The organism is Mycobacterium sp. NBC_00419, assembly GCF_036023875.1.
Lineage (GTDB): Bacteria > Actinomycetota > Actinomycetes > Mycobacteriales > Mycobacteriaceae > Mycobacterium.
This window is the reverse complement of the sequence record NZ_CP107931.1, coordinates 763,875-787,811: the sequence shown is the minus strand read 5'-3', so window position 1 is coordinate 787,811 and position 23,937 is coordinate 763,875. Positions and strand designations below refer to the sequence as shown.

The window sequence follows — 23,937 nt, the reverse complement described above, 5'->3', positions numbered from 1 at the left end:
CGAAGACCACGTGACGCCCCGCGAGACGACCGCTGCTCGCCCTGATGATCGCGGCCAGGTGCGCAGCAGCATGACTGTTCCGCCCGACCTCGTCGTGGGCCTGCTGGGTTCCGCTGACGAGAATCTGCGTGCGATCGAGAAGAGCCTCTCGGCCGACGTGCACGTCCGGGGCAACACCGTGTCGATGGCCGGTGAGGCCGCCGACGTGGCGCTGGCCGAGCGCGTCATCTCCGAGCTCATCGCGGTCGTCGCCGGGGGGCAGAGCCTGACCCCGGACTCGGTGCGCCGCAGTGTGGCGATGGTGTCCGGGTCGGACAACGAGTCCCCGGCCGAGGTGCTGAGCCTGGACATCCTGTCGCGACGCGGCAAGACCATCCGGCCCAAGACGCTCAACCAGAAGCGCTACGTCGACGCCATCGACGCCAACACCATCGTGTTCGGCATCGGCCCGGCCGGCACCGGCAAGACCTATCTCGCGATGGCCAAGGCGGTCAGCGCGCTTCAGACCAAGCAGGTCACCCGGATCATCCTCACCCGCCCGGCGGTGGAAGCCGGTGAGCGCCTTGGCTTTTTGCCGGGCACGCTGTACGAGAAGATCGACCCGTATCTGCGGCCGCTGTATGACGCGCTGCACGACATGATGGATCCCGACGCCATCCCGAAGCTGATGACGGCAGGTGTGATCGAGGTTGCGCCACTGGCTTTCATGCGTGGCCGGGCTCAGCCCTTGTCGACGAATGTCTTGACGCCCTCCGGTTTCCGGCCGATAGGTGAGCTGGCGGTCGGCGACTTCGTCATCGGCTCCGACGGTCAGCCAACCGAGGTGCTCGGCGTCTATCCGCAGGGCTACAAAGAGATTTATCGGGTCTTCACCCAGGACGGCTCGTCGACTCTCGCGTCGGGAGATCATCTCTGGTCGGTCTACACCGCAAGTGATCGTCGGCGTAACCGGCCTGCCCGGGTTCTCGAAACCAAGCAGATGATCGGCAATTTGCGGACCTACCACCAGCACAGGTACGAGTTGCCGCTGCTCGATGCACCCGTCGCTTTTGAATCACGACCGGTGCCGCTGGACCCATACGCATTAGGCCTTTTGCTGGGCGATGGCTGCTTCAGTAGCCGCGCCACCCCGACCTTCGCTACCACCGACCCCGAGTTGGCCCAGGCGCTGACCGATCTCATCCCCGGCGTCCAAGCGCGACGAAAGACCGAGGTCGACTACGTCCTGAACAGGATTCGGAAGCCGGGCGAAGTCATCACCATCGAGAATCCGGTCACCGGCGCGATGCGCCGACTGGGGCTCGACGGCAGGAGGTCGAACACCAAGTTCGTCCCCAACGACTATCTGCTCAACTCGATCGATGTGCGGCTAGCGGTGTTGCAGGGACTGCTGGACACCGACGGCGGTCCCGTCACTCAAGAGGGCCGCACCTGTCGGATTCAATACACGACGGTTTCTGACCGTCTGCGCGATGACGTTGCCTTCCTTGTCCGGTCGCTGGGCGGTGTCGTGTATTGCCGCACGCGAAAAGCGGAGGGCCGCAAACCCGGCCTTGCTCGTGGCAGGGAGGTCCACTACCGATCCGATGCGCACGTTATGGACATCCGATTGCCGGAGGGTCTCGCACCATTCCGCTTGCAGCGTAAGGCTGCGAAGTATGACGCGACCGGGGGCGGCCACCCCAAACGTTTCGTCCATCAGATCGAACCCGCCGGCACCGAGGAGGCCGTCTGCATCCGCGTCGCGGCGCAGGACTCGTTGTATGTCACGGAGGACTTCCTCCTCACGCATAACACCCTCAATGATGCGTTCATCATCCTCGACGAGGCGCAGAACACCACCGCCGAGCAGATGAAGATGTTCCTCACCAGGCTGGGATTCGGCTCGAAAATCGTTGTCACAGGCGATGTTACGCAGGTCGACCTGCCCGGGGGGGCAACCTCTGGTCTGCGCGCGGCTGCGGAGATCCTCGACGGGATCGACGATATCCACTTCGCGCAGCTCACCTCCGCCGATGTCGTGCGCCACCGGCTGGTCTCCGAGATCGTCGACGCCTACGCGAAAGCCGAGCAGCCGGGCATGATGAACCGGGCGCAGCGGCGCTCGCCCAGACGTTAGGCGGCGGTCGAGAACATGAGCATCGAGGTATCCAACGAATCCGGCCTCGACGTTTCCGAAGAGGAACTGATCAGTGTCGCTCGGTTCGTCATTCGCAAGATGAACGTCAACCCGGCCGCCGAGCTGTCCATGGTGCTGCTGGACACCAACGCCATGGCCGACCTGCACATGCGCTGGATGGACCTGCCCGGGCCCACCGACGTCATGAGCTTCCCGATGGACGAGCTCGAACCCGGCGGCCGGCCCGACTCGCCGGAGCCAGGTCCGGCGATGCTCGGTGACATCGTGCTGTGCCCGGAGTTCGCCGCAGGACAGGCCGAGTCGGCCGGCCACACCCTGGGTCAGGAGCTGGCGCTACTCACCGTGCACGGCGTGCTGCATCTGCTCGGCTACGACCACGCCGAACCGGACGAGGAAAAAGAGATGTTCGCCCTGCAGCGTCAGCTGCTCGAGGAGTGGGTGGCCGACCAGGTCGAGTCGTATCACTCCGAGCGCCAGAACGAGAAGGACCGGCGACTGCTCGACAAGTCACGGTATTTCGACGAACCGTGACCGGAATCGTCCCGCTGCTCGGAGCGATCGCGCTCATCGCGCTGGGTGGACTGTTCGCTGCGATCGACGCCGCCATCAGCACGGTGTCGGTGGCCCGCGTGGAGGAACTCGTGCGCGACGAGAGGCCCGGGGCGCTGCGTCTGGCCCGGGTGATGGCCGAACGGCCGCGCTACATCAACCTTGTTGTGCTGCTGCGGATCGCCTGCGAGTCGGCGGCCACCGTGCTGCTGGTGGCCTTCCTATGGGACGACCTGGGTCTGACATGGGGCTTGGTCGGCGCCGCTGCGATCATGACGGTCGCCAGCTTCGTGGTGATCGGCGTGGGACCGCGCACCATCGGCCGGCAGAACGCCTACACCATCGCCCTGTTGTCCGCGGTTCCGCTGCAAGCGATTTCGGTGCTTCTGACGCCGATCAGCCGCCTGCTGATCCTGCTCGGTAACGCCGTCACGCCTGGCCGCGGTTTCCGCAACGGGCCGTTCGCCTCGGAGATCGAACTGCGCGAGGTGGTCGACCTGGCCCAGCAGCGCGGCGTGGTGGCCGACGACGAACGGCGGATGATCCAGTCGGTGTTCGAACTCGGTGACACCCCGGCCCGCGAGGTCATGGTCCCGCGGACCGAGATGGTGTGGATCGAATCCGATAAGACCGCCGGGCAAGCCACATCGTTGGCGGTGCGCAGCGGGCACTCCCGGATTCCGGTGATCGGTGAGAACGTCGACGACGTCGTCGGCGTCGTCTACCTCAAAGACCTTGTCCAGCGCACCTATTACTCCGCCAACGGCGGACACGACACTGCCGTCTGCGATGTCATGCGCCCCGCCGTGTTCGTACCGGACTCCAAGCCGCTCGATGACCTGCTGCGCGAAATGCAGCGCGACCGCAACCACATGGCCCTGCTGGTCGACGAGTACGGCGCCATCGCCGGACTGGTCACCATCGAGGACGTCCTCGAGGAGATCGTCGGCGAGATCGCCGACGAGTACGACACCGACGAGGTGGCGCCGGTCGAGGAGTTGGAGGACAACAAGTTCCGGGTATCGGCGCGACTGCCGATCGAGGACGTCGGCGAGCTCTATGACATCGAGTTCGAAGAGGACCTCGACGTCGACACCGTGGGTGGGCTGCTCGCCCTGGAATTGGGTCGTGTTCCGCTGCCCGATGCCGAAGTGGTGTCGCACGGCCTTCGGCTGCGCGCCGAGGGCCGCCGCGACCACCGCGGCCGAGTGCGGATCGAAACCGTCCTGGTCAGCAGGACGGAACTGGAGAACGAGGTGACCGATGAGTGAGCTCGACGCGGAAGACGCCAAGCTGGTGGTGCTTGCACGAGGGGCCATGGGCCGTGCCGAAGCCCCCCAGGGAGCGGCGGTGCGCGACCTCGACGGCCGCACCTACGCCGGTGCGCCGGTCACCCTGCACGCGCTCGGGCTGACCGCCCTGCAGGCGGCAGTGGCCGCCGCGGTATCCAGTGGCGCAACGGGTGTGGAGGCCGCGGTGCTCATCGGCGGGTCCTCTGACGACGCCGGAGTCGCGGCCGTGCGCGAACTCTCGCCGGACGCGGCGGTCATCGTCACCGACCGCGCTGGGACACCACAATGAGCGAATTCCATTCCGGCTTCGTCTGTTTCGTCGGACGGCCCAACACCGGCAAGTCCACCCTGACCAACGCCCTCGTCGGCTCCAAGGTGGCGATCACCGCCGACCAGCCGCAGACCACCCGCCACACCATCCGCGGGATCGTGCACCGCGAGGACTTCCAGATCGTGCTGGTCGACACCCCGGGTCTGCACCGGCCGCGCACCCTGCTGGGCAAGCGGCTCAACGAACTGGTGCGCGCCACCTACTCCGAAGTCGACGTCATCGGCCTGTGCATCCCCGCCGACGAGCCGATCGGCCCCGGTGATCGGTGGATCTGCGAACAGATCCGGACCGTCGCGCCCAGGACCACCTTCGTCGTCATCGTCACCAAGATCGACAAGGTCACCAAAGAGAAAGTGGCCGAACAGCTCATCGCCGTATACGAGCTCGTCGGCGATACCGCCGCCGAGATCGTTCCCGTATCTGCAGCCACGGGCGAACAGGTCGACATCCTCATCGACGTCCTGGCAGCACAGCTGCCACCGGGGCCGGCGTTCTATCCCGATGGTGAACTCACCGACGAGCCCGAAGAGGTGCTCATGGCCGAGCTCATTCGCGAGGCCGCCCTCGAAGGTGTGCGCGACGAGTTGCCGCACTCGCTGGCCGTGGTCATCGAGGAGGTCGAGCGCCGGGAGGGCCGTGACGACCTCATCGACGTGCACGCCGTGCTCTATGTCGAGCGGGACAGCCAGAAGGGCATCGTGATCGGTAAGGGCGGGGCCCGCCTCAAAGAGGTCGGCACCGCCGCGCGCACGCAGATCGAGAAGCTGCTCGGCACCAAGGTGTACCTGGATCTTCGGGTCAAGATCGCCAAGAACTGGCAGCGCGATCCCAAACAGCTTGGGCGGCTAGGCTTCTAGATCCTTGACAGTCGGCGTGTTCCACCACACCGCCGGCTGTTTGTCGGCCCATCCGTTGATGGCCTCCAACTCGGCGGCCAGCGAGACCAGCAGCGGTTCGCTGTTGGCCGGGCCCATCAGCTGCACACCGATCGGCAGACCGTCGGCGGTGAAGCCGGCCGGGATACTGATCGACGGCCAGCCCAGCACGTTCCACGGGAAAGTCACCGGGCAGGCTGCGATCATCGCCCGGTCGGTGCCCGTCGGTCCGAGGTCGTCGAACATCCGCGCAGGCGGCGGCGGTTGCGCGGTGGTCGGAGCCAGCACCACGTCGACGGCGTTGAATATCGCGCCCACCCGGCGATGCAGCGCCGGTTCGCTGCGGCGAGCCCAGCGCAGCATTGACCCCGACAGAAGTTGTCCCATCCGCATATTGGCCTCGGTGCGGCGGTCGAAAGTGACGTCCTCACCGAGCCGGTCGGCCCAGTCCAGCAACCCGGCCGTCGAGCGCGGCAGGAAGCTGAGCGGCAGGCGCAGCCCGTAGTTGGGATTGCCCGCCATCACGGTGTGGCCAAGGTCCGTCAGCTGCTCACCGACGGTCTGCAGCGCGGCCCGGATCTCGGGATGCAGCTTGGCGCCGAACACGGTGAACGGAAACCGGGTGGACATCGCGACGCGCAGCGGCCCCGGGGCGACACCGACGTGGTCGGAGATCCGTACCGGCGGCGGCTGGTGCGGATCGTCGGGGACGTTGCCCGAGCAGGCGTCGAGCACCAGCGCGGCATCGGCGACGGTACGCGCCAGCACACCGTTGACGGTGATGCCGTTGAACGGCTCGCGCAGCGGCGAGGTCGAGATGCGGCCACGCTGCGGCTTGATGCCGACCAGATGTGTCCACGCCGCGGGCACCCGCACGCTGCCGGCTCCGTCTGAGCCGATGGCGGCGGCCACCAGGCCTGCGGCCACCGCGGCGGCGCTACCGCCCGAGGACCCGCCCGGGGTGTGCTTGCGTGACCACGGGTTTCGGGTGTGGCCGAAGGCCGGGCCGCTGGTGAAGGGCCACTGGCCCAGCTCACAGCAGTTGGTCTTGCCGACGATCACCGCGCCCGCGGCCCGCAGCCGGCGGACCACTTCGGCGTCCTCGGTGGCGGGGCGGATCCGCCCGGCCGCGCCGAAGGAGGTGGGCACCCCTGCGATGTCGACGTCGTCCTTGACGGCGATGGGGACACCCAGCAGGGCCGCCTGCTCACCGGCGGCCCGGCGGCGGTCGGCCTCGGCCGCCTCGGCCAGCGCACTTTCGGTGAGCACTACCCGGAAGGCATTGAGTGTCGACTGGCTGACGGTGATCGCATGCAGGGACCGCCGTACCAGTTCGGCGGAGGTCACCGCACCGCTGGCCAACTGGTACAGCTGCTCGGACACGGTCGGAAACCGTGTCGACCTGCTCGGATTCACATTCACAGACATGGCGACGTCGAGACTAACGGCGCGGGTCCCTGTCGTTGTCGCATTACGGTGCGAAACTGGCATTCATGCGGCTGTATCGGGACCGGGCGGTCGTGCTGCGCCAGCACAAGCTCGGTGAGGCCGATCGCATCGTCACCTTGCTGACCCGCGACCACGGTCTGGTCCGCGCGGTGGCTAAGGGTGTCCGGCGTACCCGCAGCAAGTTCGGTTCTCGGCTCGAGCCGTTCGCGCATATCGACGTGCAACTGCATCCCGGCCGCAACCTCGACATCGTCACCCAGGTGGTGTCCATCGACGCGTTCGCCACCGACATCGTCAGCGACTACGGCCGCTACACCTGCGCGTGTGCCGTGTTGGAGACCGCCGAGCGGCTGGCCGGTGAGGAACACGCGCCGGCTCCTGCACTGCACCGGCTGACCGTCGGGGCGTTGCGGGCGGTCGCCGACGGCGCCCATCCCCGCGAACTGGTCCTGGACGCCTACCTGTTGCGGGCCATGGGGATCGCCGGCTGGGCGCCCGCGCTGACCGAATGTGCCCGCTGCGCGGCACCGGGCCCGCATCGCGCTTTCCACATCGGCGCAGGTGGCAGCGTATGCATGCACTGCAGGCCCTCCGGGTCGACCACCCCGCCGCAGGCGGTGCTGGAACTGATGGCGGCACTGCACGACGGTGACTGGCAGGTGGCGGAGTCCTCGACGCCGTCGCATCGCAGCCATGCCAGCGGCCTGGTCGCCGCTCACCTGCAGTGGCACCTGGAACGCCAGCTTCGGACGCTGCCATTGGTGGAGCGTGTCTACCGGCAGCCCGCTACCCACGGTAAGGAGATGTTCAGGCAGGATGTGCCCCATGGCGATGAACCGGGTGACCAGCTCGTGGCGGGGGGCTGAGCGCAGGCGGAAGGAACAGTTCCCCCAGCTGCCCCCGGCGCCCGACGACTACCCGACGTTCCCCGACACCTCGAGCTGGCCGGTGATCTTCCCGGCATTGCCGCCTGCTCCCGGCGGCGGCCCGTGTCGGCCGCCGCAGCACACCTCCAAGGCGGTGCCGCCGGCGATCCCGACCGACCAGATGCCCAAGCACGTCGCTGTGGTCATGGATGGCAACGGTCGCTGGGCCACCCAGCGCGGGCTGAGCCGCACCGAGGGCCACAAGATGGGCGAGGCGGTGCTGATCGACATCACCTGCGGGGCCATCGAGATCGGCATCAAACACCTGACCGTGTACGCGTTCTCCACCGAGAACTGGCGCCGCAGCGCCGACGAGGTCCGCTTCCTGATGGGCTTCAACCGCGAGGTGGTACGCCGCCGCCGCGAGAACCTCGACATCATGGGCGTGCAGATGCGCTGGGTGGGCTCCAGGGCCCGGATGTGGCGCAGCGTCATCAAAGAATTCGACATCGCCGAGAACATGACGACCGAGAACGACGTCATCACCGTCAACTACTGCGTCAACTACGGCGGGCGGGCCGAGATCGCCGAAGCGGCAAGGCAGATCGCCCGGGACGCCGCGGCGGGCCGGATCGACCCGGAGCGTGTCAACGAGGCGATGGTCGAGCAGCATCTGCACCGTCCCGACATCCCCGATGTCGACCTGTTCATCCGGACATCGGGGGAGCAGCGGTCGAGCAACTTCATGCTGTGGCAGGCCGCGTACGCCGAATACGTCTTCCAGGACAAGCTGTGGCCGGACTACGACCGCCGCGACCTGTGGGCCGCGTGCGAGGAATACGCCGAGCGCAACCGGCGCTTCGGGCGCGCCTAGCCCGTGGCTCTCGCCGAACGCCTCGCCGAGGCACTCACTGACGTCATGCCGGTCGACGTCGAGGAGGACGGCGCGCTGACGGTGCGCCACGACGGCACGTTCGCGTCACTGCGGACGGTCACGATCGCCGAGGACATCGTGATGGTGTCGGTGACCCAGGTGCTGGCCTGGGATCTCCCGCTGACCGCTGATCTACGCAAACGTGTTGCCGCCCAAGCGCAGTCGACGATGCTGGGGACGGTGACGCTGGTCGAGCAGCCGGGCAGGCGCGGTGATGTGATGCTGCGCTACAACTTCCCCGGCGAGGGCCTGGAGAATCAGGCGCTGAGCACGCTGGTGTTGATGGTGCTCGCGGGCGGGGTCGACGCGCGGGCAGCCCTTACCGACTAGGTTGCCGCCGCTGCGCTCAGACAGTCGGCGCAGGTGCCGAACAACTCGATGGTGTGGTTGACGTCGGAAAAGCCATGCGCCTGGGCAACTTCGGCGGCCCAGGCCTCGACCTCACGGCCGCTGACTTCCACCGTCGAACCGCAGTGCCTGCACACGAGGTGGTGGTGATGATGCGGTGCCGAGCAGCGCCGGTACATCGACTCGCCGGTATCGGTGCGCACCATGTCCACCAGGTCGGCCGACGACAATGACTGCAGCGTGCGATAGACGGTCGTCAGGCCGATGTTGTCGCCGCGGCGGCGAAGCTCGTCGTGCAGATCCTGGGCCGAGCGGAATTCCTCGACGGAATCGAGCAGGGCGATGATGGCAGCCCGCTGGCGCGTCGCGCGTACTCCGGTCCCCGCTGTGCGGGTCTGCGCCCCGGTCACGTGTGGTCCTCTCCGGAGTGGGTGATCGCGGCGACGACGATCTCGGCCAGGTGATGGTCGACGAGCCGGTACATCACTTCGCGCCCGGACCGCTCGCCGGCGACGACGCCCGCGGCCTTGAGGATTCGCAGGTGCTGGCTGACCAACGGCTGCGGCACGTCGAGGGCGTCGACGAGTTCGTGCACGCAGCGCTGGGATTCGCGCAGCTGCATCACGATGGCGATGCGCACCGGCGCGGCCAGCGCGCGCAGCAACTCACCGGCGCGATCGAGCAGGTCGGCAGGCAGGTGCGGCGACGCGTCGACATCAGTCCAATTGGAAACGGTTTTCATATAGGACCCAGAATACATGCGCAGTTGTGCATTTCAACGACGGTGCTCTGCCGCGGGGCGAACAGGGCGGCATCTGCGGGTCGCTAGGCTAAGGAACTGTTGCCCACCGACAGACAAAGGAGTGACACCCATCGTGGCGTCCGTGATCGATAGCGTCGTCAACCTCGCCAAGCGGCGAGGCCTGGTCTACCAGTCCGGCGAGATCTACGGCGGCACCAAGTCGGCGTGGGACTACGGCCCGCTGGGCGTCGAGCTCAAGGAGAACATCAAGCGGCAGTGGTGGCGCTCGGTGGTCACCAGTCGCGACGACGTCGTCGGCCTGGACAGCTCGATCATCCTGCCGCGCGAGGTGTGGGTGGCCTCCGGCCACGTCGAGGTCTTCAACGACCCGCTCGTCGAGTGCCTGAACTGCCACAAGCGGCACCGCCAGGACCACATGCAGGAGGCGTACGCCGAGAAGAAGGGCCTTTCAGACCCCGATTCGGTGCCGATGGCCGACATCACCTGCCCGGACTGCGGCACCAAGGGGCAGTGGACCGAGCCGCGCGACTTCAACATGATGCTCAAGACCTACCTCGGCCCGATCGAGACCGAGGAGGGCCTGCACTATCTGCGGCCCGAGACCGCGCAGGGCATCTTCGTCAATTTCGCCAACGTGGTCACCACCTCACGCAAGAAGCCGCCGTTCGGCATCGGCCAGATCGGCAAGAGCTTCCGCAACGAGATCACCCCGGGCAACTTCATCTTCCGCACCCGCGAGTTCGAGCAGATGGAGATGGAGTTCTTCGTCGAACCCGACACCGCGCGCGAGTGGCATCAGTACTGGATCGACACCCGGCTGCAGTGGTACGTCGACCTCGGTATCGAGCCGGAGAACCTGCGGCTCTTCGAGCATCCCAAGGAGAAGCTGTCGCACTACTCCGATCGCACCGTCGACATCGAGTACAAGTTCGGCTTCCAGGGCAACCCGTGGGGTGAGCTCGAAGGCATCGCCAACCGCACCGATTTCGACCTCAAGACGCATTCGGAGCACTCCGGCACCGACCTGTCGTTCTACGACCAGGCCGCCGACACCCGCTACGTCCCCTACGTCATCGAACCCGCAGCGGGACTTACCCGTTCGTTCATGGCGTTCCTGGTCGACGCCTACGCCGAGGACGAGGCGCCCAACGCCAAGGGCGGGGTGGACAAGCGCACGGTGCTGCGGCTGGATTCGCGGCTGGCGCCGGTCAAGGCTGCGGTGCTGCCGCTGTCCCGGCACGCCGACCTGACGCCCAAGGCCAAGGACCTGGCCGCCGAGTTACGCAAGTACTGGAACATCGAGTTCGACGACGCGGGCGCGATCGGGCGGCGGTACCGCCGCCAGGACGAGATCGGCACGCCCTATTGCGTCACAGTCGATTTCGACACCCTCGAGGACCATGCGGTCACCGTGCGCGAACGCGACCAGATGACCCAGGAGCGCATCGGTATCGACTCGGTGGTCGACTACCTCGCGACGCGGCTGAAGGGCTAGCGCGCCTCTGCGCGAGCGTGCGTGTCGGTACAGCGACACGCCGTCGGTGAGCGCACTTCGCGCACGCTCGCGGCTGAAGGGCTAGAACCGCCCGCCGCCACCGAGCATCCCGCCACCGCCGCCGCCCTGCGACCCGCCGTAGGTGGTCGACGTCCAACCGCCGCCGCCACCGAAGCCGCCGCCGCGACCGCCGGACAGAATGTTGCCGAGGATGATGCCGCCGATCACTGCGCCCATGTCCGACGAACGGCCAACGCCGCCATGGTGATTCATGTAGGCGCGCTGGGCGGCCTGCACGTCACTGTTGGCCAGCTGCTGGGCCTGGGCGGCCAGTAGCGACGCGCCGTTGGCGTGCGCGATGGCCTCGGTGATGTTGGAGGCCTTCTTGGACTGGGCGGCCTCCAGTTGGCGCACCGCCTCGTTGAGCCGGGTCCGTGCCTCCGGGCCGACGCTGCCGCGCCGGGTGTCGACGTAGTCCGAGACCGAGCGCACCCGCGACTGCGCGGTGAACAGGGCCTGGTCATAGGACCGGCTCAGCCGCTCGGCGGCCTCGCGTTCCTCGGCCACCGCGGCCAGCAGCCGGTCCAGCTGGGCGTCGGCCTCGGTCAGCTGGGTGAACGCACCGAGCGGGTCGGCCGCCCCGGTGCTCTGCGCCGCGGTGACCGCTTTGACGGCGGTGTCGCGCGCAGCGGACAGCTCGGCGGCGTTGGCCAGCTCACCCTGGGCCAGCTGGGTGGCGGCCTGGTTGATGCCGTTCTGGATGTCGGCGATCGCCGCCGGCAGTGTGCTCACCGCCTTACGGATGTCGCTGGCCGCGCTGTCCACCGCGTCGAGCATCGACGTCGCTTGCTGCAGAGCCGATTCCGCACCGCGAACCGAGTCGACCAGTTCGGACTGCTTGCCGGCGACCGGCTTGGCCACCAGCTCGCGGCCGCGGGAGATCGACTCGTCGGCGAAGGCCACCCGCTCCTTGGCCGCGTTGACGTTGCGGGCCACCGACGCCAGGGCGGAGTCGGCGAACTCGCTGTGCAGCTGGGTCAGCTTCTGCTGCGACGGTTCGATCCGCGCGGTGACGTCGACCAGCTGCCGGGTCAGGGCATCGAGGCGGTCCGGCGCGTTGATCACCAGATCGCGCAGCTGGTGGAACGACTGGGTCTGGGTGTCGAGTTCGCGGTTGGCCCGGGCCGCGGCGACGACCACCCGGGTCAGCAGGTCACGGCGCTGCGTAGGGGTCTCGGGGACGTCGTCGTCGAGCTGCTGGCGCACGTTGAACGCCTGCTTGAGGGTGACCCTGGCGTTCTCGACGGCCGTGGCGAACGGCTCGGTCTCTTTCGGCCCGAATTCCTCGACGGCCAGGTCGAGTTCGTTGCTGCTCGTGCGGACGGCGTTGTCGACGTCGACGACGATCGAGCGGGACAGCTCGTCGAGGGCGTCGACGGGCACCGCGGCCAGGGCGTTGGGATCGGTCGGGTCCACCCGCTTGGCGGCCTCGACCTCGGCTTGGTGGCGCTTGCGCTTGCGGTGCCGGCTCCACAGGATCAGCAGCGCCACGGCCAGCAGCAGAATCGCGGCGATGATCAGCACCGGCACCCACGAGATGCTGGCGGCCGTCGCACCGCCGCCGGCCGCCCCGAGCGTGCCCAGGGCGTTGGCGGCGGCGATCGCGGAGCCCGCCCAATCGTTGGAGCGTAGGGCGGGCTCGATGCGGTCCCGGCGGATGTCGTCGACCTTGGTGGAACTGCCGCCTGCCGCGGCCGAGGGCACCAGGAACGAATACGACCGGTCCTGGGTGGCCACCGCGAGGATGGCGTCCTCGTCGCCCAGATCGCTGATCCGGCGGGTGTCCTGCGCCCAGGACATGGCGCCCTTGGGTGCAAAGGAATCCACGAAGACCACCCACAGCCGCACCCGCCGGTCGGTGTAGAGCTGGTCGACGGCCTTCTGCACATCGGAGATCTGCTTGTCGGAGAGCACGCCGGCGTTGTCGGTGACGTAGTCGGGCAGCCGGAACGGCGGCTCGGCTGTGGCTGCCGGTGCCACCAGGGTCGCGGCCGTCATGATGGCGGCGAGCAGGCTGAGCAGACGAGCGATGCGCATGAGGGTCAAATGTAGCTGGCAGACTGTGCCTCGGTGACGACGAATCAGCAGGGCCGCTACGACAAGGCCGATCACGAACGGGTGGTGACCGAACCGCCCAAGGCGGCGGGGCTGCCCGGGACCAGTGCTGAGCACCGCAGCGAGTTCGCCCGGGACCGGGCCCGGGTGCTGCACTGCGCCGCACTGCGCCGGCTGGCCGACAAGACCCAGGTGGTGGGTCCGCGGGAGAGCGAGAACCCGCGCACCCGGCTGACCCATTCCCTCGAGGTCGCCCAGATCGGCCGGGGAATGGCCATTCCGCTGGGCTGCGACGCCGACCTGGTCGACATGGCCGGGCTGGCCCATGACATCGGGCACCCGCCCTACGGGCACAACGGCGAACGTGCCCTCGACGAGTTCGCCGCCTCGTGCGGCGGTTTCGAGGGCAACGCACAGAACTTCCGCATCCTGACCCGTATCGAGCCGAAAGTGCTTGACGCCCAAGGGCGCAGCGTCGGGCTCAACCTCACCCGCGCGGCGCTGGACGCCGTGACGAAGTACCCATGGTTCCGCGGCACCCGCGGCCGCAAGTTCGGCTTCTACGAGGACGACCGGGAACTGGCCGACTGGGTGCGCGGCGGCGTGCCCGAACAGCGGCCGTGCCTGGAATCGCAGGTGATGGACTGGGCCGACGACGTGGCGTACTCGGTGCACGACGTCGAGGACGGCGTGGTCTCGGGCCGCATCGACCTGCGGGTGCTCGCCGAGGACGACGCCGCGGCGACGCTGGCCCGGCTGGGGGAGTCGGACACCCTCGCCGCCGACGATCTGGAGGAGGCCGCCAGGCGGCTGTCCCGGTTGCCGGTGGTCGCCGCTGTCGGCAAGTACGACGGCACGCTGACCGCGTCGGTGGCACTCAAGCGGCTGACCAGTGAGTTGGTCGGGCGGTTCGCCTCGGCCGCGATCGCGCTGACCCATGAGACGGCCGGGCCGCAGCCGCTGGTCCGCTACCAGGCCGACCTTGCGGTGCCCGCGACCGTGCGCGCCGAGGTCGTCGTGCTCAAGACGCTTGCGCTGCAATTCATCATGTCCGATCCGCGGCACCTGGATCTGCAGGCCCGCCAGCGCGATCGCATCCACGCGGTGGCGCACTTCCTGCTGCAGGGCGCGCCCGCCACCCTCGACCCGATCTTCGTGCCGGCGTTCAATGCGGCCGCCGACGACGGTGCCCGGATGCGGGTCGTCGTCGACCAGATCGCCTCCTACACCGAGGGCAGACTCGAGCGCATCGACGCGCTCTAGACTGTGCCGATGGCCGGTGGCGTGAGCGCAGGGGGAGACCGCAAGGGTCGCATCTCCGACCGCGATATCGCCGCCATCCGCGAGCGGGTCCGCATCGAGGATGTCGTCGGCGACTACGTCCAGCTGCGCCGCGCCGGTGCGGACTCGATGAAGGGTCTGTGCCCGTTCCACGACGAGAAGTCGCCGTCGTTCCACGTGCGGCCCAACCACGGCCACTTCCACTGTTTCGGCTGCGGCGAGGGCGGTGACGTCTACGCCTTCCTCCAGAAGATCGACCACATCAGCTTCATCGAGGCCGTCGAGATGCTGGCCGACCGCATCGGCTACACCGTCACCTACAGCGGCGGCGGCACCAGCGTGCAGCGCGACCGCGGAAGCCGCAGCAGGCTGGTCGCCGCCAACGCCGCCGCCCAGGAGTTCTACGCCGCCGCGCTGGAGTCCGACGAGGCCGGGCCGGCGCGAAAGTACTTGACCGAACGCAACTTCGACGCTGCCGCGGCACGGCAGTTCGGTTGCGGCTTCGCGCCGTCGGGCTGGGATTCGCTGACCAAGCACCTGATCCGCAGGGGCTTCGAATTCAAGGAACTCGAAGCCGCCGGGCTGTCGCGGGAGGGCAGGCGCGGGCCGATGGACCGCTTCCACCGCAGGCTGCTGTGGCCGATCCGCACGGCCAGCGGCGAAACCGTCGGCTTCGGGGCGCGCCGCATCTTCGACGACGACACCATGGAAGCCAAGTACGTCAACACCCCGGAGACGGTGCTCTACAAAAAGTCCAACGTGCTGTTCGGCATCGACCTGGCCAAGCGTGATATCGCCAAGGGGCACCAGGCGGTCGTCGTCGAGGGCTACACCGACGTGATGGCAATGCACCTGGCCGGCGTCGCCACCGCCGTCGCCTCCTGCGGCACCGCCTTCGGCGACGAGCACCTGTCGATGCTGCGGCGGCTGATGATGGACGACAAGTTCTTCCGGGGCGAGTTGATCTACGTCTTCGACGGCGACGCCGCCGGCCGGGCGGCCGCACTCAAGGCGTTCGAGGGCGAGCAGAACCTGGCCGGGCAGAGCTTCGTGGCCGTGGCTGCCGACGGGATGGACCCGTGCGATCTGCGGCTGGCCCATGGCGACGGCGCGCTGCGCGACCTGGTAGCCCGCCGCACACCGCTGTTCGAGTTCGCCATCCGCACCGCACTGGCCGAGCACGACCTCGAGCTCGCCGAGGGTCGGGTATCGGCGTTGCGTCGCTGCGTGCCGATGGTGGCCCAGATCAAGGACCCGAGCCTGCGCGACGAGTACGCCCGGCAGCTGGCCGGCTGGGTGGGCTGGGACGACGTGCCCCAGGTCATCTCCCGGGTTCGTGAGGAGGCCGGCCACAAGCCCGGCGGGCGCGGCGACAACCGGCGGCAGCCCGCGCGGCCTAAATCGCCTGCCGAGGCCGGGGCGGTGCGGCCCGATCCGCGCGACCCGACGCTGTGGCCGCAGCGCGAGGCGCTCAAGGCGGCGTTGCAGTACCCGGCGCTGGCCGGGCCCGTCTTCGACACCCTGACCGCCGAGAGCTTCACCCACCCGGGTTACACGGCGGTGCGCGTCGCGATCGAGGCCGCCGGGGGGACGTCGTCGGGGATCAGCGGTGGCCAGTGGATCGACGCGGTGCGCGAGCAGAGCGGCTCCCCGGCTGCTCAGGGCCTGATCACCGAGCTCGGGGTGGAGGCGATCCGGGTCGAGGACGAGGAGAAGCTGCCCCGCTACATCGGTGGCGTGCTGGCCCGGTTGCAGGAGGTCTGGGTCGGTCGGCAGGTCGCCGAGGTCAAGTCCAAGTTGCAGCGGATGTCGCCGGTCGAACAGGGAGACGAATATCACGCACTGTTCGGCGACCTGGTGGCCCTGGAGTCGTATCGGCGCAGTTTGCTCGAGCAGGCCAGCGGCGACGACATGACTGCGTGAAAACTGTGATCACGGTATGGTTAACACGCTGCCTGTCTCCGGCGAAAGGTCAGATATGACTACCGCAAACACTCGTGCCCGGCGTATCGCCGCCTTCGGCGCGCTCGCCGTGGCCGCGGCTGCGGTGCCGGCCCTGGCGGCGCTGACCGATGCCAGCACCTCGAGCACCTCGGCCACCGGCACCTGCCTGGCTTGGGTCGGCTCGCGCACCGACGGCCAGTGCATCTCGTACTCCAACGGCACGCCTACGTTCATCGGTACGCCGCAACTCGGCGTGTACGGCCCCGATACCAACGGCGGAAACGGCGGCGGTATCGGCATCACCACCGGCCCGCTGATGCCGGGCCAGACCATCAGCATCCCGCTGGGCTAGTTTCCCGGCCCTATCTCGCTTCAGGCCGCCGTGGTTCCACCACGGTGGTTTCCGCGTCGATCTCGGTCAGCGTGACCATCTTCGGATCCGGGTCCGGTGAGACCCGGTCGGCAATCTTGCGGCGACCCGCGTCGAGCACTGTCTTGGTGGCGGGATTATCGGTGAGCGCACGGTAGGTACCCACGATCTGCTCGTAGCGACGTCGTCCGGCTTTGGTGCCCAACACGTAGCCCACGCCCAGTACGGCCAGATACCGAATCACTGCGCTCCCTTCCTCGGCTGGTCTCCACCATCCTGCCTGACGCGGGTGGGTCGATGCCCGTCCACCCGTTTTGGCGTCGAGGGTCCCCAGTAGGCTAGAGTCACTCTCCGGTCCGCGTCAGCGCAAGCGCGCCTGGCCGGGAAGTCAGTCCCCTGTAGCTCAATTGGCAGAGCAGCCGACTGTTAATCGGCAGGTTGATGGTTCGAGTCCATCCGGGGGAGCAGCATTGCCCAGCGTGGCTACAGCCACAGATAGAGGCCCGACAACAGGGCCCACAACGCCACGCAGTAGATCTCGAAGGCCACCCTCAGCGGTATCGGCGCGTGCCTCAGCTCCATGAAATCCAGGCCCACCAACCGCACCTTCACCGCGGCGATACCCAGCACGGCCACCACGACCACCGAGCCGGTGCCGTGCTCGGCCCCCAGCGCCCACGACGCGCACGTGGCAGCCACCAGGATCAACCAGCTCACGCGGGCGCGCACGGGGATCAGCGACAGCATCAGCTCACCAGATACAGCAGAGGGAACAGGACGATCCACAACAGGTCGACCAGATGCCAGAAGCACCCGCCGCCTTCGATGACGGCCAGCCTGGTTGCGGACAGGTCGACCCGGCGGGTCTGGGTGAGCATGAGCGCCAGCACGACGATGCCGATGAGCACGTGCAGCAGGTGCAGCCCGGTGAGGATGAAGTAGTACAGGTAGAAGTGGTTGTCGCCGGGGCTGTGCCCGTCGCCGGCGAGCATCACGTACTCGCTGATCTTGAGGACCACGAACGTCACGCCGCAGCCGATCGCGGCCAGCAGGGCGCGTGCGGCGAGCGTACGGGCACCGGTGCGCAGCGCCCCCACCGCGGCGACCACGAACAGCGAACTGGTGAGCAGCACCAGGGTGTTGACCAGTCCGATGTTGAGGTGCAGGGTTTTGCGGGCCGAATCGAAAATGACTGGTGCTTTTGATCTTTCGACCATGAAGGTGGCGAAGAACACGGCGAAGACCACCATGTCGCCGAACAGGAACACCCAGGTGCCCTGCTCGCCCGGGATGCGACGGGGGGCCGGCGGTGCCGATTCCCCGACCGTGGTCACGGCGCCTCGGCCCGCTGCTGGGCCTTGATCCCGCGCAACAGCACGTAGGTCGTGGTGAACATCCAGACGGTCAGGGCCGCGCCGGGGATGTAGAACGCGAAGACGCCGGACCAGGACAGCGGTCCGTCGTTGAACACCACGACCACGCAGCCGGGCAGCGACAGCAGCGCCACCCAGAGGTTGAGGTACCCGTACCACCGCGGGAAGGTCAACGGATCGGTCTTGTCGATGAACGAGGCGATCGCCAGCACGATGTTCTGCATGATGATCGTTCCCACGATGCCGATGAACATCAGCCAGAACACGTCGTTGAGAGCCATGGTGATCTCGGCGGGTCTGGTCTCCGGCCGGAACGCCGCGGCCGCCATCACCAGGAACGGAAACAGCAGGGCGGGAACGAAGATCACCGCGGCGAACAGCTGGGTGACCGTCAGCATGCCCCAGTGACCCTCGACGCGGCGGATGCGCAGCACGATGGTCGCCAGGAACGGCAGGGCGATCACCGATGTCAGCAGGCACCCCGCGACACCGATCCGGATCCAGATCTTGTGGTCGACGTAGAAGTCGGCGACCTCCTGAGCGGACCACACCGGTGACATCGGCGGGAACATCCGCGCCAGCCCCGACATACACGTCCCGTAGAGGATCAACATGATCGTCCCGGACCAGGCACCAATTCGCTGCAGCGTCAGTTCCACGGCGGTGAGGCTACTGGGAAATCACCGGCGTTTTGTCAAAAATGTCAAAACTCAGGCCAAGTGTTCCGGGTGCAGCATCTCGGCGTACCGCAGTTGCTCCGGAATCCCGAAGCCGTCGACGAGTGCCTCGGCATAGGGCCGCAGCGTCCGGCAGCGTTCGTTGATGCCCCGGGTGACGGCCTTGGACCGCTCGGTGGACAAGAACCGGTGCTCGATGAACCAGGCCTTGTCCTCCTCGATCACCGTGAGCACGTAGAGGTCGCACACCATCTCCAGCACCCGGCGCGCCTCGGCGTCCTCGCAGGCGTCGATCCCGGCGACGAACGCCTCCAGCACGATCCGGTCGATATGGGCCTGCGCGGTGTGCAGCACGTGGTCCTGGACGGCATTGAACGCCTCGAACGCCGGCATCTCCTTGGACTTGCCCTGCAGGCGCCGGGCCACCGTCGAGAGCAGGTACTGCTCGCGGTCCTCGAACATCTTGACCTGGGTGCCCCGGTTGAACAGGCTGCCCTCCTCCTCGTTGTCCTGGCGGGTGTCGAGGATGGTCTGCATGATCGTCTCTGCCGCAGTCCGTTTCAGCACCCGGTCGCCGGCGAAGTTCGCGGCGAAGCGCACCCATTCGACCGGGCTCATGCCCTTGATGTCGTCGGCGTAAGCGGTCAGCAGTTCCTTGGCGACCAGTTGGGTCAGCACATGGTTGTCGCCTTCGAACGTGGTGAACACGTCGGTGTCGGCGCGCAGCGCGATCAGCCGGTTCTCGGCGAGATAGCCTGCGCCACCGCAGGCTTCGCGCGCTTCCTGGATGGCGGCGCTGGCATGCCAGGTGTTGGCGGCCTTCAGTCCGGCCGCCCTTGACTCCAGTTCGCGCTGCTCCTCGGCGTCGGGGTCCTCGGAGGTCTGCAGGTCGTGCAGCCGGGCGACCAGTTCGTTCTGGGCGAACTGCAGCGCATAGGAGCGCGCGACCAGGGGGAACAGCCGGCGCTGGTGCGCCAGGTAGTCCATGATCAGCACTTCGCCCTCGTCGTCGGGTGCGCTGAACTGCCTGCGCTGCAACGCATACCGCACCGCGATGTCCAAGCCCACCCGCGCCGCCGCCGCCGCGCTGCCGCCGACGGTGACCCGCCCGCGGATCAGGGTGCCCAGCATCGTGAAGAACCGGCGGTTCTGGTTCTCGATAGGCGAGGAGTATGTGCCGTCGGGTGCCACGTCAGCGTACTTGTTGAGCAGGTTCTCCCGGGGAACGCGGACGTGGTCGAACATGATCCGCCCGTTGTCGACACCGGGCAGCCCACCTTTGTAGTGGCAGTCCGACGTGGTGACGCCGGGCAGGTCGTTTCCGTCCTCGTCGCGCAACGGGACGACGAAGCAGTGCACCCCGTGTCCTTCGCCGCCGGTGATCAGCTGGGCGAAAACAGCGGCCACCCTTGCGGTTTGCGCCGCACCGCCGATGTAGTCCTTGCGTGAGGATGGGGTGGGGGAGTTGATGACGAATTCTCCAGTGCCCGGATCGTAGGTCGCCGTGGTCTCGATGGACTGAACGTCGCTGCCATGGCCGGTCTCGGTCATGGCGAAACACCCCAGTAGGTCCACGTCGATGATCCGTTGTACATAGGCCTGGTGGTGACGTTCGGTGCCCAGGTTCTCGATCGCCCCGCCGAACAGGCCCCACTGCACACCGGCTTTGACCATCAGTGACAGGTCGGACATCGCCAGCATCTCGATGCGGGTGACCGCGGCGCCGACATCCCCGTTGCCGCCGTACTCCTTGCGGAAGCCGTCCTCGGCGGCGCCTGCGGCCGCCATGATCTTCAGTTGCTCGGCAACCTTGGCGCGGGCGATCGCGGTGTTGGGCGTGTAGTGCGGCCGGAACACCTCCGTCGCCAGTTCGGCGCGGACCTCGTTCTTGACATCGCGCCAGCGACCATCGAGCGCATTCCGGAGATGCTCAGCAGTGGTAGTCATACGTGAAAGTAACCCGCTCGTTGTCCGCGCAAACGCCGTTGTGGCAAACACAGGTAAACCTGAGTCGATGTGACCTCGACGAGCCGCGTTGAATAGCCGTCATGGCCGAACAGACCGGGGGCGACATGCAGCCTGAGGTTGCCCTTCCGCACGAGATCGACCACTCTCACGCCGACGTCACTGGTGGCTGGCTGCGTGCCGCCACGTTCGGCGCGATGGATGGCCTGGTGAGCAACACCGCACTGATCGCCGGTGTCGCCGCGAGCGCCGGCGCGCAAACTGTCGTCCTCAGCGGCGTCGCCGGACTGCTGGCCGGGGCGTTCTCCATGGCGCTGGGCGAGTACACCTCGGTCACCACAGCCAACGAGCAGCTCGACTCCGAGGTGCGCGCCGAGCGGCTGGCCTTCGAGCGTCATCCGCATGCCGAGCAGATCGAACTCGTCGCCATGCTGATGGACATGGGGATGACCGAGCCGACGGCGCGCACAGCCGCCGAGGAGATCCACCTCGACGAGGACAAGGCCGTGCATTTCCACCTCTCCCAGGAACTCGGTGTGGACCCGCGGGAGAAGCCGTCGGCCATGGTGGCCGCGGTGTCGTCGTTCCTGCTGTTCGCCGTCGGCGCCATCATCCCGCTGCTGCCGTACCTGTTCGGTGCCGAATCGTTGTGGCCCGGGCTGGTGTTCGGCGGCGTGGGCCTGCTGGTCGCCGGGGCTGTCGCGGCCCGGTTCACCAAGGGCTCGCTGTGGTTCGGCGCCGGACGGCAGCTGATCTTCGGGGTCGTTGCGATCGCCGCCACGTACCTGGTCGGAATGCTTGTTGGCCGCGTCCTCTGACGGGTTGGCCCTTACGCTGTCGCGATGATCCGAAGTGTCGGGGTGGCCGGACCGGTCAAGGTCGCGTGGGTACTGGTGTGGCAGCTGCGCTATGACCTGCTGGCGGTGGTGATCGTCGCGGCGTTGATGATGCCGATCCCCGACGCCGTGCAGAGCGAGAACGCGCTGGCGGTGCTGTCGGTTCTCGGCATCGCCGCCTCGATCTTCATCGGCTTCCGCAACAGCAACGCCTACGCCAGATGGTGGGAGGCGCGGACGCTGTGGGGCGGCATCATCATCAACAGCAGGGCCCTGCACAACGGTCTTCAGTCTGTGGACACCGGGGCGGCGGCGATGGCCCCGATCGTGAACCGGATGCGCCGCCGCCAGGTCCGCCACGCCTGGCAGCTCGCCGCCGAAATGCGTGGAATCCCCGCGGTACCAGGGGTTGTCGAGCTCACCCCGGAAGACCCCGCCGACGCCAGTGCCACCGATCTGATCGTCTTCCAGGCTGACGACATCCACAAGCTGCGGGCCGGCCGGTATATCGACGATCAGGCCCGGGTGATGCTGATGGCGGCCAACACCGGAACAGTCACCGCGCAGAGCGGGCTGGAACGGGTGCGCAACCAGCCGGTGCCGATTCATTACGACCTGTTCATCCGGGCGATGGCCTGGTTCTTCGGGATCATGGTGTTCAACCGCCTCGACGGCGCCAGTCACCACATCGCCAGCATCGTGATCGGATTTCTGGTGATGGCGGTCTTCGTGATCGCCGAACGGGTGGGCCACTTCATCGAGGAACCGATGAGCAACACCGTGTTCGACCTGCCGATGTACCGGCTGTGCACCCTGATCACCGGCAACCTGCTCGGCGCCGGGCATCCGCTGGCGCAGCCTCAAGACAGCGCCACCGCAATGGTGTGGCGTTAGCTCACCGGCATTTGGCCACGACGGCGTGGGCGAACCGCTCGATCGGTGCGCGAAAGCGCTCGACGTCGGTGCCGGTGTCGATATCCGGTTCGGTGACCCAGGGGGCACACATCACTGCGGTGATGCCGATGTCCTCGGCGCGTTTGTACAGATCCGGCGACGGCCGCTCGAGTAACGCCACCATGATGTCGAAAGGTTCTCGGCTGCGGCCGAATTCGCGCCGCAGAGCGTTGAGCTTCTCGACGTAGGCCACCGCGCCGTCCCAGCTGTAGGCCGTGCCTATCCAACCGTCACACAGCTTCGCCGCGCGGCGCAGCGCCGCCTCGGATTCGCCACCGCACCAGATCGGAACCGGTTGTGGGGGATGGGGTTCGACCATCATCTCCGGAACCTGGTAGTACGTCCCGTCCCACGACACCCAGCCGCCCTGCCACAGTGCGCGCAGCGCCGGAATCATCTCGTCCAGTCGCTTGCCACGGTTGGAAAAGTCCTGGCCCAACAGCTCGTATTCCTCACGCATCCAACCGATTCCGACACCGAGTGACACCCGTCCCTCCGACAGCGCAGCGGCGGTGGCCACCTGCTTGGCCACCTCCAGCAGCGGCCGGGCCGGTGCGACGTAGATCGCGTTGGAGAACCGCAGCCGCGTGGTCACCGCGGCCATCGCACCAATCAGCACCCAGCTGTCGGGCCACGGCGTCTCGGGCGCCCAGCCGGGTTCACCGCTGGGCGAGGGATAGGGCGAGCGCAGCACCCGCGGATAGATCAGGTGGTCGGCGCAGATCATGCCCTCGTAGCCGGCCTCGTCGACCATCCGGGCCACCGCGGGGGCCTCGGCCGGTCGCTTCATGAACGGGGTGCCGCACCAGAACTGCATCGTCCTCCTCGGGCCTGACGGCGTCTCGCCGAACTCATCTTGCTCGACGCCGGCCAGATCCCGATGCGGTCAGCTACGAATCGGCAGGGCTGTCGAGATCGCCGAGGAGTCGGTGCAAGGCGCCGACGGCGGCCGACAGGATGTCGCGGTCCTCATCGGAGAGCCGCTCGATGCGCGGGTCGATGACCGCCGCGCGGTCCGCCCGGACCTGAGCCAGCACGCGCTGGCCCTCGGGTGTGATGCGAATGCGCACCGCGCGGGCGTCGTCGGGATCGGGGGCGCGGGCCACCAGCCCGGCGTCTTCGAGCCGGCGTACCTGGGTGGTCATCGTCGGCTGCGAGCAGTGGTCGAGTTCGGCCAGATCCGAGATCCGGGCGTGGCCCTGGTCGTCGATGGTGCTCAGCAGCCTGGCCTGCGCCCAGGGCAACGGTAGCCGGATGCGCTGGGTCGCCAGCCGGTTGAGCTTGGCGACGACGCCCAGCAGGTCCGAACCCAGTCCGGTGGTCTGTGGCGGCGTCGAACTCATGTCCCCATGTTTACATAGATTCACTATGTTGTAAGTG

24 protein-coding genes, 1 tRNA gene and 3 pseudogenes are annotated in these 23,937 nt (G+C 67.5%); 17 read left to right on the top strand and 11 right to left on the bottom strand.

Annotation, left to right across the window (positions count from 1 at the left end; genetic code table 11):
- Positions 1–10: 10 nt before the first annotated feature.
- From OG976_RS03810 to era, 7 genes and pseudogenes are all read left to right on the top strand, one after another.
- A pseudogene (locus OG976_RS03810) lies at positions 11–718 on the top strand (PhoH family protein); the annotation flags it as partial.
- Positions 707–1,537, top strand: a pseudogene (locus OG976_RS03805) (LAGLIDADG family homing endonuclease); the annotation flags it as partial. The pseudogenes OG976_RS03810 and OG976_RS03805, both read left to right, overlap by 12 nt.
- Before the next feature lie 258 nt (positions 1,538–1,795).
- Positions 1,796–2,119: pseudogene (locus tag OG976_RS03800) on the top strand (PhoH family protein); the annotation flags it as partial.
- A 15-nt stretch (positions 2,120–2,134) separates the two neighbouring features.
- On the top strand, positions 2,135–2,671 hold the full coding sequence (ybeY, locus tag OG976_RS03795; protein WP_167100335.1) for an rRNA maturation RNase YbeY: 537 nt from the start codon (positions 2,135–2,137) through the stop codon (positions 2,669–2,671).
- Positions 2,668–3,960, top strand: coding sequence for a hemolysin family protein (locus tag OG976_RS03790; RefSeq protein WP_328358083.1), 1,293 nt, complete (start codon positions 2,668–2,670; stop codon positions 3,958–3,960). The genes ybeY and OG976_RS03790 overlap by 4 nt, the downstream gene beginning before the upstream one ends.
- The gene (locus OG976_RS03785) at positions 3,953–4,270 is read left to right on the top strand and encodes a cytidine deaminase (protein ID WP_328358080.1); all 318 of its coding nucleotides are present in this window, start codon (positions 3,953–3,955) and stop codon (positions 4,268–4,270) included. Before OG976_RS03790 ends, OG976_RS03785 begins: the two co-directional genes overlap by 8 nt.
- A complete protein-coding gene (gene era / locus OG976_RS03780) occupies positions 4,267–5,169 on the top strand; it encodes a GTPase Era (RefSeq protein ID WP_328358077.1) in 903 nt (300 codons plus the stop codon). Before OG976_RS03785 ends, era begins: the two co-directional genes overlap by 4 nt.
- Here era and OG976_RS03775 read toward each other — a convergent pair.
- On the bottom strand, positions 5,158–6,615 hold the full coding sequence (locus tag OG976_RS03775; protein WP_328358074.1) for an amidase: 1,458 nt from the start codon (positions 6,613–6,615) through the stop codon (positions 5,158–5,160). The genes era and OG976_RS03775 overlap by 12 nt on opposite strands.
- 65 nt (positions 6,616–6,680) lie before the next feature.
- On the opposite strand from OG976_RS03775, the gene recO reads away from it, so the two are divergent.
- From recO to OG976_RS03760, 3 genes are read left to right on the top strand one after another with little or no spacing between them, the layout of a single operon-like run.
- Positions 6,681–7,502 carry a DNA repair protein RecO gene (gene recO / locus OG976_RS03770; protein WP_328358071.1) on the top strand — a complete coding sequence of 274 codons (822 nt, stop codon included), beginning with the start codon at positions 6,681–6,683 and terminating at the stop codon, positions 7,500–7,502.
- On the top strand, positions 7,468–8,376 hold the full coding sequence (locus OG976_RS03765; RefSeq protein WP_328363142.1) for a decaprenyl diphosphate synthase: 909 nt from the start codon (positions 7,468–7,470) through the stop codon (positions 8,374–8,376). Before recO ends, OG976_RS03765 begins: the two co-directional genes overlap by 35 nt.
- Positions 8,377–8,421: 45 nt before the next feature.
- A complete protein-coding gene (locus OG976_RS03760) occupies positions 8,422–8,766 on the top strand; it encodes a hypothetical protein (RefSeq protein WP_328363140.1) in 345 nt (114 codons plus the stop codon).
- Here the strand turns inward: OG976_RS03760 and OG976_RS03755 are convergent.
- Positions 8,763–9,194: a Fur family transcriptional regulator gene (locus OG976_RS03755; RefSeq protein WP_328358068.1), complete on the bottom strand. Its 432-nt coding sequence runs from the start codon at positions 9,192–9,194 to the stop codon at positions 8,763–8,765. The two genes, OG976_RS03760 and OG976_RS03755, sit on opposite strands and share 4 nt — an antisense overlap.
- Positions 9,191–9,526 (bottom strand): ArsR/SmtB family transcription factor, encoded by a 336-nt coding sequence (locus OG976_RS03750; protein WP_328358065.1) that lies wholly within the window; start codon positions 9,524–9,526, stop codon positions 9,191–9,193. The genes OG976_RS03755 and OG976_RS03750 overlap by 4 nt, the downstream gene beginning before the upstream one ends.
- A 133-nt stretch (positions 9,527–9,659) precedes the next feature.
- Here OG976_RS03750 and OG976_RS03745 point away from each other — a divergent pair, with 133 nt between their 5' ends.
- On the top strand, positions 9,660–11,042 hold the full coding sequence (locus tag OG976_RS03745; protein ID WP_442930421.1) for a glycine--tRNA ligase: 1,383 nt from the start codon (positions 9,660–9,662) through the stop codon (positions 11,040–11,042).
- An 81-nt stretch (positions 11,043–11,123) separates the two neighbouring features.
- Here OG976_RS03745 and OG976_RS03740 read toward each other — a convergent pair whose 3' ends face one another.
- Positions 11,124–13,139, bottom strand: coding sequence for a TPM domain-containing protein (locus tag OG976_RS03740; protein WP_328358060.1), 2,016 nt, complete (start codon positions 13,137–13,139; stop codon positions 11,124–11,126).
- Positions 13,140–13,172: 33 nt separating this feature from the next.
- Here OG976_RS03740 and OG976_RS03735 point away from each other — a divergent pair, with 33 nt between their 5' ends.
- The 3 genes from OG976_RS03735 to OG976_RS03725 are packed head-to-tail and all read left to right on the top strand — an operon-like array spanning position 13,173 to position 16,734.
- Positions 13,173–14,420 (top strand): deoxyguanosinetriphosphate triphosphohydrolase, encoded by a 1,248-nt coding sequence (locus OG976_RS03735; protein ID WP_328358057.1) that lies wholly within the window; start codon positions 13,173–13,175, stop codon positions 14,418–14,420.
- Between the two features lie 9 nt (positions 14,421–14,429).
- Positions 14,430–16,361: a DNA primase gene (dnaG, locus tag OG976_RS03730; protein WP_328358054.1), complete on the top strand. Its 1,932-nt coding sequence runs from the start codon at positions 14,430–14,432 to the stop codon at positions 16,359–16,361.
- 55 nt (positions 16,362–16,416) lie between these two features.
- Positions 16,417–16,734: a DUF7155 family protein gene (locus tag OG976_RS03725; RefSeq protein WP_328358051.1), complete on the top strand. Its 318-nt coding sequence runs from the start codon at positions 16,417–16,419 to the stop codon at positions 16,732–16,734.
- A gap of 10 nt (positions 16,735–16,744) precedes the next feature.
- On the opposite strand, the gene OG976_RS03720 is transcribed toward OG976_RS03725, so the two are convergent.
- On the bottom strand, positions 16,745–16,996 hold the full coding sequence (locus OG976_RS03720; RefSeq protein ID WP_328358048.1) for a hypothetical protein: 252 nt from the start codon (positions 16,994–16,996) through the stop codon (positions 16,745–16,747).
- Positions 16,997–17,144: 148 nt separating this feature from the next.
- Here OG976_RS03720 and OG976_RS03715 point away from each other — a divergent pair.
- Positions 17,145–17,217: transfer RNA gene (locus OG976_RS03715), tRNA-Asn, on the top strand.
- Between the two features lie 18 nt (positions 17,218–17,235).
- Here OG976_RS03715 and OG976_RS03710 read toward each other — a convergent pair.
- The 4 genes from OG976_RS03710 to OG976_RS03695 all read right to left on the bottom strand — a co-directional run bounded on the left by OG976_RS03710 (position 17,236) and on the right by OG976_RS03695 (position 20,749).
- A complete protein-coding gene (locus OG976_RS03710) occupies positions 17,236–17,499 on the bottom strand; it encodes a cytochrome C oxidase subunit IV family protein (RefSeq protein WP_328358045.1) in 264 nt (87 codons plus the stop codon).
- Complete coding sequence (locus tag OG976_RS03705) at positions 17,499–18,086, bottom strand: cytochrome c oxidase subunit 3 (protein WP_442930420.1); 588 nt, start codon at positions 18,084–18,086, stop codon at positions 17,499–17,501. Before OG976_RS03705 ends, OG976_RS03710 begins: the two co-directional genes overlap by 1 nt.
- Positions 18,083–18,739, bottom strand: coding sequence for a hypothetical protein (locus OG976_RS03700; RefSeq protein WP_328363137.1), 657 nt, complete (start codon positions 18,737–18,739; stop codon positions 18,083–18,085). The genes OG976_RS03705 and OG976_RS03700 overlap by 4 nt, the downstream gene beginning before the upstream one ends.
- A 96-nt stretch (positions 18,740–18,835) precedes the next feature.
- Positions 18,836–20,749 carry an acyl-CoA dehydrogenase family protein gene (locus OG976_RS03695; protein WP_328358041.1) on the bottom strand — a complete coding sequence of 638 codons (1,914 nt, stop codon included), beginning with the start codon at positions 20,747–20,749 and terminating at the stop codon, positions 18,836–18,838.
- 101 nt (positions 20,750–20,850) lie between these two features.
- On the opposite strand from OG976_RS03695, the gene OG976_RS03690 reads away from it, so the two are divergent.
- Both OG976_RS03690 and OG976_RS03685 read left to right on the top strand, forming a co-directional pair.
- Entirely contained in the window at positions 20,851–21,585 is a 735-nt protein-coding gene (locus OG976_RS03690) for a VIT1/CCC1 transporter family protein (RefSeq protein ID WP_442930419.1), read from the top strand.
- 24 nt (positions 21,586–21,609) lie between these two features.
- On the top strand, positions 21,610–22,497 hold the full coding sequence (locus OG976_RS03685) for a bestrophin family ion channel (protein ID WP_328358038.1): 888 nt from the start codon (positions 21,610–21,612) through the stop codon (positions 22,495–22,497).
- Between the two features lies 1 nt (position 22,498).
- Here OG976_RS03685 and OG976_RS03680 read toward each other — a convergent pair whose 3' ends face one another.
- Together OG976_RS03680 and OG976_RS03675 are read right to left on the bottom strand one after the other, a co-directional pair.
- Positions 22,499–23,374: a TIGR03619 family F420-dependent LLM class oxidoreductase gene (locus OG976_RS03680; protein ID WP_328358035.1), complete on the bottom strand. Its 876-nt coding sequence runs from the start codon at positions 23,372–23,374 to the stop codon at positions 22,499–22,501.
- A 73-nt stretch (positions 23,375–23,447) separates the two neighbouring features.
- The gene (locus OG976_RS03675) at positions 23,448–23,900 is read right to left on the bottom strand and encodes a MarR family winged helix-turn-helix transcriptional regulator (protein WP_328358032.1); all 453 of its coding nucleotides are present in this window, start codon (positions 23,898–23,900) and stop codon (positions 23,448–23,450) included.
- Between the last annotated feature and the right edge of the window lie 37 nt (positions 23,901–23,937).